10 protein-coding genes are annotated in these 13,316 nt (G+C 42.2%); 7 read left to right on the top strand and 3 right to left on the bottom strand.

Annotation, left to right across the window (positions count from 1 at the left end; translation table 11 throughout):
• Positions 1-28: 28 nt before the first annotated feature.
• Positions 29-493, bottom strand: coding sequence for a thioredoxin (gene trxA, locus W7W_RS0119860; RefSeq protein ID WP_010665379.1), 465 nt, complete (start codon positions 491-493; stop codon positions 29-31).
• Between the two features lie 67 nt (positions 494-560).
• Complete coding sequence (gene trxA, locus W7W_RS0119855) at positions 561-920, bottom strand: thioredoxin (protein ID WP_010665378.1); 360 nt, start codon at positions 918-920, stop codon at positions 561-563.
• Positions 921-1,430: 510 nt separating this feature from the next.
• On the opposite strand from trxA (W7W_RS0119855), the gene W7W_RS0119845 reads away from it, so the two are divergent.
• Positions 1,431-2,846: a CCA tRNA nucleotidyltransferase gene (locus tag W7W_RS0119845; RefSeq protein ID WP_010665377.1), complete on the top strand. Its 1,416-nt coding sequence runs from the start codon at positions 1,431-1,433 to the stop codon at positions 2,844-2,846.
• Between the two features lie 187 nt (positions 2,847-3,033).
• Positions 3,034-3,579: a TrmH family RNA methyltransferase gene (locus W7W_RS0119840; protein ID WP_025007132.1), complete on the top strand. Its 546-nt coding sequence runs from the start codon at positions 3,034-3,036 to the stop codon at positions 3,577-3,579.
• Between the two features lie 13 nt (positions 3,580-3,592).
• On the opposite strand, the gene W7W_RS0119835 is transcribed toward W7W_RS0119840, so the two are convergent.
• Positions 3,593-5,968 (bottom strand): TonB-dependent receptor, encoded by a 2,376-nt coding sequence (locus tag W7W_RS0119835; protein WP_010665375.1) that lies wholly within the window; start codon positions 5,966-5,968, stop codon positions 3,593-3,595.
• A gap of 544 nt (positions 5,969-6,512) precedes the next feature.
• Between W7W_RS0119835 and W7W_RS0119830 the strand changes: the two genes are divergently transcribed.
• The 5 genes from W7W_RS0119830 (at position 6,513) to xseB (ending at position 13,311) form a co-directional block, all read left to right on the top strand.
• Complete coding sequence (locus tag W7W_RS0119830; RefSeq protein WP_010665374.1) at positions 6,513-7,952, top strand: monomeric [FeFe] hydrogenase; 1,440 nt, start codon at positions 6,513-6,515, stop codon at positions 7,950-7,952.
• Between the two features lie 576 nt (positions 7,953-8,528).
• Positions 8,529-10,448: a molecular chaperone DnaK gene (gene dnaK / locus W7W_RS0119825; protein WP_010665373.1), complete on the top strand. Its 1,920-nt coding sequence runs from the start codon at positions 8,529-8,531 to the stop codon at positions 10,446-10,448.
• Positions 10,449-10,845: 397 nt separating this feature from the next.
• Positions 10,846-11,694: a toxin-antitoxin system YwqK family antitoxin gene (locus W7W_RS0119815; protein ID WP_010665372.1), complete on the top strand. Its 849-nt coding sequence runs from the start codon at positions 10,846-10,848 to the stop codon at positions 11,692-11,694.
• 12 nt (positions 11,695-11,706) lie between these two features.
• A complete protein-coding gene (gene xseA, locus W7W_RS0119810; protein WP_010665371.1) occupies positions 11,707-13,095 on the top strand; it encodes an exodeoxyribonuclease VII large subunit in 1,389 nt (462 codons plus the stop codon).
• Positions 13,096-13,110: 15 nt separating this feature from the next.
• A complete protein-coding gene (gene xseB, locus W7W_RS0119805; protein WP_010665370.1) occupies positions 13,111-13,311 on the top strand; it encodes an exodeoxyribonuclease VII small subunit in 201 nt (66 codons plus the stop codon).
• Positions 13,312-13,316 lie beyond the last annotated feature (5 nt).

Below are 13,316 nucleotides of genomic sequence, written 5' to 3'. Positions count from 1 at the left end.
ACAAATAATAATCAAATCAGGAATAAAATTATTGTGATACTTTTAAAATATCAGTAATCATTTTGGTGAGCTGTTCTTTCGGTACGTAGCCCAGTACAGCTCTTGGTTCTTCATTCATGGGAATAAAAACGATGGTAGGAAGACTGCGAATGCCAAAAGCGGCAGCCAGCTCCTTCGATTTTTCAGTATCTATCTTGTAAACCTGCAGTTTTCCTGAATATTCGCCCTGAATTTCTTCCAGAAGCGGGGATAGTTTACGACAGGGACCGCACCAGTCTGCATAAAAGTCTAATATGGCAGGCATGTCCCCCTTGTAATCCCAGTTGTTGTTATTTTCATAATCGAACACCTGAGCCACGAAGGCTGCTTTGTCTAATGTAATAACTCCACTTTCTGAAGTTTTTCCCTCTGCCGGCTCTGTGGCATTCATCTTTTGAATTCCGGCAAAAAACAATATTGCCGAAAAAAGAAATACTGATACTTTTTTCCTCATGTCTGAAAATCTCCTGTTTTTTTAAACCTGTTATATTCATGAATAAAACAGGTAAGAAAGCCGAAAATTACTTTTCTACTTTCAATACATCTTTAATAGCACGCTCAAAAGTGTCTTTTGGCAATGCGCCTTGTGCCATCTGGGGCTGTCCTTCGGTTGGAACGAAAAGCAATGAAGGAATACTCTGAATCCCGAACATTCCGGCAAGCTCTTGCTGAGCTTCAGTATCAATCTTATAAATATCCACTTTCCCGTCGTACTCTTCTGAAAGTTCTTCCAAAATAGGTGCTACCATTTTACATGGCTGACACCAGTCGGCATAAAAGTCTATAAGACAAGGCTTTTCACCTTCGAATTTCCAGTCTTTATTGTTTTCGAAATCAAAAACTTTCTCTTTAAACGTCTCTTTTGTCAAAAATTCAACCATAATTCTTGTGCTTTAAATATTGGTACAAAATTAATAATTCTCTCGATAAATTCAAAATATCTAAATTTGTAAATACATCCATACAATCCCCGTGCCAAAAAAAAAGAGTCTGGAGGTTGTAATGAAATAAGTTGACAGTTTTAAACGATGTGATTTTGTTCTTAAACAACTTGAAAATACTGCGAATAGCGGGCTATTTAATGTCTTTTCAAGGAAGTTTTAGGGCAAAAGAACAAGATTAAAGCGTCAGGTTATTTCGGCACAATCCCTTTGTCATCCCTTAGTCTTATTGGGATATAAATTGTAATTTTGTCACGTTCTTAACTGCACCTGCAATTTTGAAATTTTCAGGTTGGGCGTACTCAGACATTAGAACTTTCGGAGTGGGGTCAAAGTTTTTAAGAACCTTTAATTGATAAACATTCAAGTTACTAAGTTGTTTGAGTGTTTTCAACTTCTTATTAAATTAATTTTAATCTTACAATACCCTTTACGGGGATTTGAAGGCTTATGAAGAAACACTTAGAATCACCGGTTTTTAAAACTATTTCCAGGGTTGCTGACAGGAATGACAATGAGGCGTATGTCATTGGCGGTTTTGTCAGGGATCTTATTTTAAAGCGTCCGACAACGGATATTGATGTGGTTGTGGTAGGCAGCGGTATTGATCTTGCCAATGAGGTGGCAAGGGAACTGGGTGGTTTAAAGGTGAGCGTGTTTAAGAATTTCGGAACTGCCATGTTTAAGTACAAAGGCATGGACATTGAGTTTGTCGGAGCACGCAGGGAGTCGTATCAGCGCAACAGCCGCAAACCCATTGTGGAAGACGGAACACTGGAAGACGATCAGAATCGCCGTGATTTTACCATCAACGCTTTGGCGCTCTCTTTGAATGAGAAGAGTTTTGGAGAACTGGTGGATCCTTTTGGAGGGCTGAAAGACCTGGAAGAGGGAATTATTTGTACACCGCTGGATCCAATGGTCACTTTTTCTGATGATCCGCTGAGGATACTCCGTGCCATCCGGTTTGCTACTCAGTTGGGTTTCCGCATCGAAGATAAGACGTATGAAGGGATTTTGGCTCAAAAAGATCGTCTCAAAATAATATCAATGGAGCGGGTGGCCGAGGAGCTCAACAAAATAATGATGTCTGACCGGCCCTCTCTCGGATTTAAACTTTTGGAGAAAACAGGACTGCTCCCCGTTATCCTGCCCGAACTTCAGGATTTGAAAGGGGTGGAGAAAGTGAAAGGAGTTGGGCATAAAGACAATTTTTATCACACTCTCGAAGTCCTGGATCAGCTGGTTCCCTATTCCGATGATTTATGGCTCCGCTGGGCAGCATTGCTGCACGATATTGCCAAGCCCCGCACCAAGCGGTTTGATCCAAAACTTGGCTGGACTTTTCATGCGCACAATTTTGTGGGGATGAAAATGGTTCCAAAAATTTTTAAACGACTGCGGCTGCCACAGAACGAAAAAATGAAGTTTGTTCAGAAGATGGTGGAGCTCCACATGCGTCCAATCGTTCTGAGCGAAGATGAAGTGACCGATTCGGCCGTGCGTCGCCTTTTATTTGAAGCTGGTGACGATATAGACAGTCTGATGACACTTTGTGAGGCCGATATTACTTCCAAGAACGAAGTGAAAGTGCGTAAATTCCTCCGGAATTTTAAGATTGTGCGCCGGAAACTGAAAGAGATTGAAGAAAAGGATCGTGTAAGAAACTTCCAGCCACCGGTTTCAGGTGAAGAGATTATGGAAACTTTTAATCTGCCACCTTGTCAGACCGTAGGGGAAATTAAAGCTGCCATTAAGGAAGCCATCCTGGAAGGGGAGATTCACAACGATTATGAAGAAGCCCGGGCGTTTATGCTTAAGAAAGGGCAGGAGCTGGGGTTGGGAATTGAGAGTTCCGGGTTTTAATTAAGAGACAGTCTGGCAAATGCTTTCGAGACAGGTTATTTACATCTCAAACGGATGGATTTTGCCACCTCGAAAGTTAAAATATTCCTGCCAATCACGCGTGATAATTATTATTCATTGGATGAAGATGCCTAACTCAGAACACAAAACCCCGAACCCCGAACACAAAACACAAAACACAAAACTCTTGTACCAGGCGAACAAATTTTTTGCAGACAATCACTACAAACCTTTCTCCGAAGATACGGCTCCCATACTCATTGCGTGGCATCTTCAGACTCCTGAGAATGCCGGACACCTGCTTCGACTGGCTGCCAATGTGGGTTGTCGGTTGGTTTTGTTTGTAAAGAATGAAGAGGAAGTGACCTTTAAAACTTCCAAAATGAAATATGTGGCAGGTCAGGCAGCTAAAAATATTGACTGGCATTATTGTTTACCAGATGAGGTGGAGCAGCTGGTTCCTGCAGATTATACATTTTTCGCTCTCGAAACCTCCCCCGGTTCTTCTAATCTGTTTTCAGTAAAGCTGCCTGCCAAAATGGCTTTAATGGTGGGGAGTGAGCGTTCCGGAATTCCTTTAGGGGTAAATTTTCCTAATCAGCAGAATATTCATATCCCCATGCATGGAATGGTGAAGTCGATGAATGTTTCACATGCAGCCAGTGTCTGTTTGTTTGAGTGGGTGAGGCAGAGGGGCGGTTTCGAAATTTCTTCATCAGGATATACAGAATGAATTTCTTCGGTTTTTACTCTTTTGAAAAACGACTTACATCCCCCATATTACCTTTAGCTTTATCTTCTACTTTCATACCTCCTGAAAATTTGTACAATACAGATAGTTTAAAATTTCTGGATTCAGGAGAAAAGCGAATGTGCTTTGTTGTCCCTCCATAATAAAGGTGCTTTATCTCATCATCGGTGTCGAAGATGTTTTCAATATCCAGCGAAATAGTTAGGTTTTTATTTTTCAGGCCTGTATAAAATATCCCTAAATCCAGCGTTTCTTTCTTATCTATGGTATATTGCGGATGCTTTCTTTTTCCAATTAATTGTCCCCATGCATAAATAGAAAACCGATCATGGAATTCATATTGCAGAGAGACCTGAACCTTGTTGGAAAAAGATCCGTTTCTGTTTTTGAGAATATTAAAATCATTTTGACTTTTTGAGTACCAATGATAGGTGAATCGGGGTTCAATTTTTCCGCTTAAGGTTTTATCAAAAAATTCAAAAGGAATGCCGATACTTGCTGCAATATTGTGTTGATCTGCGTAATTGATGTAGCGGTATTCGGTCAATTCGTCTTCCAAATTAAAGGTAATTGTTCCAAATATGTCTTTATTAAGCTGGTAATGGCTAAAAATGTAGAAATATTGATGAAATATCTGATTCCAACCAAACCGGTATATTTTGATGGGTTTCACATCAACGGTTCCTGTGGATTGCAAAAATTCATTGACATACCGTTTGGCCGGTAATATTTTTTCATAATCGGGATATGAAATTCCTGATACCAATCCAAAGGATGTTTGATAGTTTTCTCCGTTATAAGTTGTGGTAATATGGGGAAACCAATTCCTGTAGTTTACATCAATTGTTCTGTCGTCCTCCCTTAGGATGAATTCATTATTGCTGAATTCTGCCCGAACTCCTACCTTGGCGCTCCATTTTTCTGAAAAGGAGTATTTTACTCTGAAATGACTTCCCAGAATGGCCTCTCTTCCGGTGAAATCACCGTTATCAATGGGAAACGATTGTTGACCTTGGGGTGTATAAGTGACCATGTCGTCTAATTTGCCCGATTTTGCAACGAGACCTGCATCAAACGTTGTTTTTCCTTCAGGATTATATTTAATATCAGCTCTGAAGGTATGTCGGTGTCCCACCATGGAGTAATCACTTTCAAAAGAGGTTAGATCATTCGTTTCGCCGAATTGATCGAAAGAGGACGAAGAACGCAATCCACCGTAGATGATTCCATAGGAAAGCTTTGTGGAAAATGGCAACGAGTCATTTGTCCGGTATTCAAGATGCGCTGACCACAAATCATCATGCAGATTTCCCTTGCTTATCTCTGTATAATGATTCTCTTCGGGAAGGTATGTACTTGTAGGTGTTTCACTGTTTTTATTTCCTTTTTCATAATAAACAAAAAAGTTGGCATTTAAGGTATTGTTTTTAAGTTGCCAGTTAAGGTTGGTCGTTGTTGTGAAAATGTTTGAGCGTGACTCAAAGGAGTTGAATAACCGGGTTTTGTTTCCGTTCTTATATAGAGTACTGTCTTCTGAAGTAGAATATTTATATGTATCGGCGTATGAGAGGCTGGTGTTGAAAACAAAGTTGTTTTTTTGAAATATGTAAAATCCCTGCATTCCTTCCTCTGTCTCTTTATTGTCGAAACGCTTAATATTTCCGGCAATGCTGGCATAATACCCATCAATATTTCTGGTTTTTGTCTGGATGTCGATAACAACTCCTGTTGATGCATCATAACCTGCAAGGTCCAGTGAATTTATGACAATATTCCGGATTGCATCGGACGGAAGAGATTTCAGAAAGTTTAAAACCTGTTCATCATTCATGTTCTGCTTTCTGCCATCGATGTAGATACTTGCTTTTTGACCATTGAATGAAATCCCCTGCCTGCTATTGGCCGTGACTCCTGGGAGTCTGTTCAGGATTTTTTGAATATCGGTAGATTGGAAGCCGGGGATTTTGGAAATATTCGCTATGATTTTTCCATCTTCCATACGTAACGGGAGTCTTCCGGCAGTGACCTCTACATCATCAATGACATATTGTTCCTGCTTCAATACCAGATTTTTAGTTTGAGATTCTTCTGATAGGGTGAGAGCGAGAGAGGTATCTGAATACGCAACATGAGAGGTGTGAAGTGTTATTCCTCCTGATGAAGAAGGGCTTTTTATAGATAATTGATATTCACCATCATTAGTAGAGATGGTGTATGCCAATAGCACACTATCCTCATTTGATGCAGAAATTAAAACGCCAGACAATGGTTGTTGGTCAGCGTCTGTGATACTTCCATAAATAGAATAAGTCTGGCTGAAAGATAGGAGTGGGACAAAACAGATGAAAAACAGGAAAAAGTTTCTTTGCATTGGTTTGGGTTAAGGTGTTGTTATGATTTTAATTAAAGCAGGAGCTTAATGTTTCCAAAGATTATAAAATATTCTTGTATTTGCAATTGGGCTTCTGTTGTGACTGGTTTTGTATGGTCTGTGAGTGTTTGGTAGAACTGGTGTTAAAGTTTTTTTACAGGAGGGTTTTTAACTTGTTTGATTTTCAATGTTACAATTCGGGAAAGTAATTAGTTTCTGTCCATAAAGCACCACTTGCGTCGTTACGCTTGCCGCCAAAATACTCATTTACGATTAGTAAACTCTGTTTTTGGTGGCTTGCGCCACCGCTAAAGCTTTAGGCGGCACGCGGTCACAAGCCTAGCAATTGGCACTTTCTGACTAGAAACAGGACTAAAAACTAATTGTGCTTAGTTTATGGACAGGCACTAATTAGAATGCTGTTTCTATGTGAGTAAGGAATTAAAGAAATTTTTCTTTTTTAACAGCAATTACAGAACCTTTTCTTTATTAATCTCTACTTTTGCGGCCAAGTTAGTTAACCAGAAAAACTCCTTAAGTATTTATGGCCTACATCCAAAACACCATGGTGATTCGTCGTGAGATTCTTGCGCGACTCACCCGGCTAATGAAAGAAGATCAGCTAATCGAAAAGATTGACCGCATCCCCCTGGAGATGGCTCCCAAAGAGAAAGGTGCTCAGCGAAGATGCTGCGTCCACAAAGAACGGGCAGTCATCAAATATAAAACTATGCCTTTGCTGGGCTTTAGTCCCGATGATGAAAATGATGAGCTGACTCCTCTTTCGGAGTATGCCGGTGTTGCACTTCAGCGCAAGGAGGCAAGCAATAGCAACACATTGACAGTGGTGGATGAGGCCTGTACAGGTTGTGTGAAGGTCAATTATGTTGTAAGTAATCTCTGTCGCGGGTGTGTGGCCCGTTCCTGTCAGATGAATTGTCCCAAAGATGCCATTATTATAAATGCTGCCGGAAAAGCGCAAATTGTGGAAGAAGATTGTATCAGTTGTGGAATCTGCCATAAAGCCTGTCCCTATCATGCCATTATATATGTCCCCGTTCCGTGTGAGGAAGCCTGTCCGGTAGGAGCTATCAAAAAGAATGAGCAGGGAGTGGAAGAGATTGATGAGGATAAATGCATCCTGTGTGGCAGATGTATCAATGCGTGTCCTTTTGGCTCCATATTCGAAATTTCTCAGGTGGTAGATGTGCTGAAGACCATAAAAGAGGGGGGCAACTTGACTGCCATGGTAGCTCCGGCCCTGCATGGTCAGTATGGGGTAAAACCCGGTCAGGTTATAAATGCCATCAAAGAAGTTGGTTTTGCCCATGTGGCAGAAGTGGCAGAAGGTGCCGACATAACGGCTCGTGAGGAAGCTGCTGAGTTTCGTGGGCGTCTGGAAGAGGGGTGTTCATTGATGACCACCTCCTGTTGTCCCAGTTATGTGGAGGCAGTCAACAAACACATTCCTGCCATGAAAAAGCTGGTGAGTGAAACACCATCACCGATGATTTTCTCAGCCCGTTTGGCCAAAGAGCGGTTCCCTGATTCTAAAACAGTATTTATTGGACCATGTGTTGCTAAGCGCAAGGAAGCTAAAGACTCAGGACTGGTAGACTATGTGCTGACCTTTGAAGAGCTGGATGCCATATTCGAAGGTATGGGCATCGATGTGAGAAAAATGCCTGAAGAAGCCGAACTGGTGAAAGTGCCGCGTGAAGCCCGTGGATTTGCAATGAGCAATGGGGTAACCAACGCAGTGAAAAAGGCAGGTGAGGATGTTTATATTAAAGAGGTGGTGATTAACGGGCTGGATAAAAAATCTCTGAATATGCTGAAAGCGTATGCCCGCGGAAAAGCTCCCGGGAATTTCATTGAGGTGATGGCTTGCGAGGGCGGCTGTCTTTCCGGCCCCTGTTCTATTGCTGACGACCGAAAGGGTAAAAAACAGTTCAATGAATCGCTTGATTCACTGTATGAGTAGGGATATCTGTACTATATCAACTTCTTTAATTAGGTTAGAGTAAGTTTTTTCTGATTAAAATAAATTAGCAACTTGCTGTTAATTGGGATTTTTTAGGCCTGAAGATCTTTTTCTATTTAAAAGGAGCGTTGGCCTGTCCGCTTTCCGGGCCGGCGGTTGGCGGAAAACCAAAATGGGCGACTTATAAGGCCTTGTGCAATGGCCGGAAATTTTGGCTTTCGAGGGCTGATAGGTTTAAGCGGACTAGTCTTTTTGGGTTCCTTTTTGGGGCAATGCCAAAAAGAACATTAATTAATGAAGAACTAAAAGGGGGGAGTGATTTATATTGATTGAATTGAGTGTGGCCCAATGTGGAGGTTGCAGTCCATAAAAAATAATTGTTTTGTTGATGAAATACAGGTCTCACGTATTTCATTACTCTGCCGATTTGTCACCCGAATTATGACACGATTCGGGTGTTTTTGTATCCTGTTGTGTCAGAATTACATCTTTTTCCGATGAAAGTGGATTGGCACAGGCTTTGATTTAGAAGATGCAGATTTTGAAAATATTTAGAACGAAAAAATAAATTACACAATGGGAAAAATAATTGGAATTGACTTAGGTACAACCAACTCATGTGTTTCAGTGATGGAAGGTAACGAGGCTGTTGTAATACCCAACAGTGAAGGTAAGCGTACCACACCGTCGATTGTTGCATTTGTCGAGAATGGTGAACGTAAGGTAGGTGATCCGGCTAAACGTCAGGCCATCACCAACCCCGAGAAAACAATATATTCTATTAAGCGCTTCATGGGCGATCTGTATGATGATATCCCCAATGAAGTAAAGAGAGTTTCTTACAAGGTAGTAAAGGGCGAGAACAATACTCCCCGCGTACAGATTGATGACCGTCAATATACCCCTCAGGAAATTTCGGCAATGGTGCTTCAGAAAATGAAGAAAACTGCTGAAGATTACCTGGGACAGGAGGTTACAGAGGCTGTGGTTACGGTTCCTGCCTACTTTAATGACTCGCAGCGGCAGGCAACCAAAGAGGCTGGTGAAATTGCCGGACTGAAAGTTCGCCGTATCATCAACGAGCCTACTGCCGCTTCGTTGGCTTACGGACTTGACAAAAAAGGTCAGGACATGAAAGTGGCCGTTTTCGACCTTGGTGGTGGTACTTTCGATATCAGTATTCTTGAGTTGGGTGATGGCGTTTTTGAAGTGAAATCTACCAATGGTGATACCCACCTGGGTGGTGACGACTTCGACGATGTAATTATGAACTGGCTGGCTGATGAGTTCCAGAGTGACGAAGGTGTGGATCTGAGAAAAGATCCTATGGCACTTCAGCGCCTGAAAGATGCTGCAGAAAAGGCCAAAATTGAGCTGTCAAGTTCAGGTAGCACAGAAATCAACCTGCCATATATTATGCCGGTAGATGGTGTACCCAAGCACCTTGTGAAAACTTTGTCACGTTCAAAGTTTGATCAGCTGACTGAAAACCTTGTACAACGTACTCTGGAGCCTTGTAAAATGGCATTGAAAGATGCCGGAATGACTGCTTCCGACGTGGATGAGGTGATTTTGGTGGGTGGTTCTACCCGTATCCCTGCTATTCAGAAGGTTGTTGAGGACTTTTTTGGTAAGAAGGCTTCCAAAGGTGTGAACCCCGACGAGGTAGTTGCTGTTGGTGCAGCTATTCAGGGTGGTGTTCTTACCGGTGAGGTAAAAGACGTGTTGCTGCTTGACGTGACTCCGCTGTCACTGGGTATCGAGACGATGGGTGGTGTGATGACCAAATTGATTGAGTCTAACACAACCATTCCGACTAAAAAGTCAGAAACCTTTACCACAGCTGCTGATAACCAGCCGTCTGTAGAGATTCACGTATTGCAGGGTGAGCGCCCCATGGCTAAAGACAACAAGACCATTGGCCGTTTCCACTTAGATGGTATTCCACCAGCACCTCGCGGTACGCCTCAGGTTGAAGTGACTTTTGATATCGATGCCAACGGTATCCTGCATGTTCGTGCTAAAGATAAGGCGACAGGGAAAGAACAAAGCATCCGTATTGAAGCTTCTTCAGGATTGTCGGAGGACGAAATCAAGCGTATGAAGGAAGAGGCTGATGCCAATGCTGAAACAGATAAGCAGGCCAAGGAGAAAATTGACAAACTCAATGCTGCTGACAGTTTGATTTTCCAGACTGAAAAGCAAATGAAAGAGTTTGGAGATAAGATTCCTGCCGAAAAGAAAAAGCCTATTGAAGATGCTTTGGCCAAACTGAAAGAAGCTCATAAGAGTCAGGATGTTGCTGCCATTGATAAGGCTACCGAGGAACTGAATACTGTTTTCCAGGCTGCATCGCAGGAGATGTACAATGCCAGTCAGGAAGCTCAGGGTGGTCAGCAGCCCGGCGGTGAACAACAGCCAGGTGGTGATCAGTCAGGTAAAAAAGGCGGTGACGATGATGAGGTGACCGACGTTGACTTTGAAGAAGTCAAATAATCCCCACATATATCTCAATGTTTTTGAGAGCTGTTTTAATCAAAAAAAGGCTGTCCGTTGGGCAGCCTTTTTTTGTTCCCATTCATTGCAACGCCATTGCTGCTAAACTGTCCTCCGGCCGGGCCGGACCATCATGAAATGGGAAAATCAAACAGTAATTTACTCCACCTATAAATGGAAGAATATATTGTCATGCCAAAAATCCAGCCTCAGTGAAAAAAGGAACTCAACTCTCAATTCTCAACCCTCATAAACACTGCCCCAAGCTCCAAGCTCCAACCCCTATGCCCTAAGCTCCAAGCTCTTTTTTAGTTTTTTATTCAGGAACAATTAATACTTTTGTGTCAGCAAGACTTCATTTGCACAATAATTGTAATTGGATTAGAAAAACAAGGATATGATTCGTCAATTATTAATAGCTTCTTTTATACTGCTGATGTTTCAGTCAGTTCATGCTCAGGTAGGACTTTTTGAGAAACCGGAGGCCGTTCAGACAAAGGAAGAGAGAGAACAGAAATATGAAAACCTTCGTGATGAAAAAGGACGGCGGCAGGGCAACTGGATGCGCTATCATCCCAATGGTACCCCGGCGTACAAAGCCCGCTTTGTTGATGACCAACCGGTGGATACGTTGATCAGGTACTACAAGAATGGGAATAAGTATGTGGAGATTGTGTTTGATGAAAACACCAATCGGGGAAAAGGGAAATTCTACTCTGAAGGCGGAAATCTGCTGGGCGAAGGATTTTACCTTAATATGCAAAAGGATAGTGTATGGCATTTCTACGATATGGAGGGCAACCTGAAAGCCAAAGAAGAATTTCAGTTTGATGAAAAAGCCGGAAAATCCGAAATCTATTTCGATTCCGGAGAACTTGCCGCTGAAGTGACCTATGAGAAGGGAGAGAAACAGGGAACAGAGAAGCGTTATTATCCCGATGGTAGACTTCGTGTAAAGATTAGTTACAACAATGGCGATTTGCACGGACCATACTCCGTCTATTTTGAAAATGGACAGAAAGAGATTGATGGTTTTTATAAAAATAATCTGCGCGACAGTACCTGGGTCTTTTATGATGCGTTGGGGAGAAAGAGTTTTACATTGCTCTACGAAGAGGGAATTGTTCAAAATGAACATCTCCTGACAGAGAAGGAAATGAAAGAGTTTCAGCGTTATGAGGAGAATCGGAAAAAATTGAAAGATCCGGAGAATTTTATGGGTAATCCGGAAGAGTATATGCGCTAAGAAAAAAAGAGTATGGGCCAGGAAGCCATCACTTTATTTCAGTTAAATCAGAAAATCAAGGGTGTTCTCGATGATGCCATGATGCATTCAATCTGGGTAAAGGCCGAGATTGGCGAATTGAGAGTCAATCGTACCGGCCATTGTTACCTCGATTTAATTGAGAAAGATGATGCCGGTGATCAATTGGTGGCACGTTCGCGTGCTATGATTTGGGCCCGGAATTACCGTATGCTTAAGGCTTATTTTGAATCCTCTACCGGTCAGGTGTTAAGTAGTGGACTCAAAGTTCTTGTGAAGGTGACGGTTCAGTTTCAGGAGGTTTTTGGGTTAAGTCTGATCATCACAGACATAGATCCTTCTTACACAATGGGAGATCTTGCCCGAAAAAGGAGAGAAGTGTTGATGCGCCTCGAAGAGGAAGGTGTTTTGGAGATGAATAAGGACCTGGAACTTCCCGCAGTCATCCAGAAAATTGCCATTATTTCTTCTCCTACAGCAGCCGGGTATGGTGATTTTATTAATCAGCTGGAGAGTAACCCTTACGGGATAAAGTTTTATCATCACCTGTTTCCTGCAGTGATGCAGGGAGAACGTGCCGAGCAATCTATTGCGGAAGCTTTTGACCGGATTTTTAATTACATTGATTTTTTCGATGCAGTAGTGCTCATCAGAGGGGGAGGGGCAACCATTGACCTGTTGTGTTTTGACAGTTACTGGGTGGCTTATCATATAGCCCAGTTTCCATTGCCTGTGCTTACCGGTATCGGTCATGAAAGAGATGAATCGGTGGCCGATCTGGTGGCCAATACGTCATTGAAGACACCGACGGCCGTTGCAGCGTTTCTCATTGAAAAGGCCGGAGAATTTCTGGCTGTGGTGGATGATAAGGCACTGCAGGTAGCAGAAGTGGCCAGAGATTTAATTCAGGCTGAAAAGCAGCGGGCTGAGCATATTGCTGCCTCTTATGTTCCTAATGTGAAAATGGACCTGCAGCGGCGAACCAATACATTGGAGCGGTTGGTAGGGAAATTGCCGGTGATGGCGTCCCGGAGGATAGGAATTGAGAACAATCTGCTGGCCCGGTTGAAGGAAAAGATCTTTGATTACGGAGGACAAATGGTAAAACAGCAAAGAATTGCGTTGCATCATTATCAACAGAGTCTGCTTTCTTTGCCCGGACGGAGGTTTGCTGCTGAAGAAAAAAGAATTAATTATCTGGAGAATGCTTCCAGACTTAACGATCCGGAAAAATTATTGAAGAAAGGGTATTCCCTGACTTATGCCGGTGGAAAACTGGTAAAAAGTGCGGCGGAAATGAATCCCGGAGATACGGTTAATACGAGGTTTTACGATGGGGAATTGACCGGAAAAGTGGAGAAGGTAAGACTGAACAAAAAGTAATTAATACAATTGATAATGGCACAGAAAAAACTGACTTATAATCAGGCACTTTCCGAGATTGAAGAAATTCTCGAAAAAATGGAAAATGAAGAACTTGATGTTGATGAATTGTCAGAAAAAGTTAAACGGGTATCCGAATTGGTGCGCTTTTGTCGCAATAAATTAAAAAACACAGAAGAGGAGGTGGAGAAAGTCCTCAAAGAGATGGAGGAATAGAACAC

It is taken from the genome of Marinilabilia salmonicolor JCM 21150 (genome assembly GCF_000259075.1).
GTDB lineage: Bacteria > Bacteroidota > Bacteroidia > Bacteroidales > Marinilabiliaceae > Marinilabilia > Marinilabilia salmonicolor.
This window is presented reverse-complemented; position numbering and strand designations above follow the sequence as displayed.

Bases quoted from the DNA above. Each gene is read 5' to 3' on its own strand.
- trxA (WP_010665378.1), bottom strand. From the start codon at position 920: ATGGTTGAATTTTTGACAAAAGAGACGTTTAAAGAGAAAGTTTTTGAT.
- xseB (WP_010665370.1), top strand. From the start codon at position 13,111: ATGGCACAGAAAAAACTGACTTATAATCAGGCACTTTCCGAGATTGAA.
- W7W_RS0119815 (WP_010665372.1), top strand. From the start codon at position 10,846: ATGATTCGTCAATTATTAATAGCTTCTTTTATACTGCTGATGTTTCAG.
- W7W_RS0119835 (WP_010665375.1), bottom strand. From the start codon at position 5,968: ATGCAAAGAAACTTTTTCCTGTTTTTCATCTGTTTTGTCCCACTCCTA.
- dnaK (WP_010665373.1), top strand. From the start codon at position 8,529: ATGGGAAAAATAATTGGAATTGACTTAGGTACAACCAACTCATGTGTT.
- trxA (WP_010665379.1), bottom strand. From the start codon at position 493: ATGAGGAAAAAAGTATCAGTATTTCTTTTTTCGGCAATATTGTTTTTT.
- W7W_RS0119830 (WP_010665374.1), top strand. From the start codon at position 6,513: ATGGCCTACATCCAAAACACCATGGTGATTCGTCGTGAGATTCTTGCG.
- xseA (WP_010665371.1), top strand. From the start codon at position 11,707: ATGGGCCAGGAAGCCATCACTTTATTTCAGTTAAATCAGAAAATCAAG.
- W7W_RS0119845 (WP_010665377.1), top strand. From the start codon at position 1,431: ATGAAGAAACACTTAGAATCACCGGTTTTTAAAACTATTTCCAGGGTT.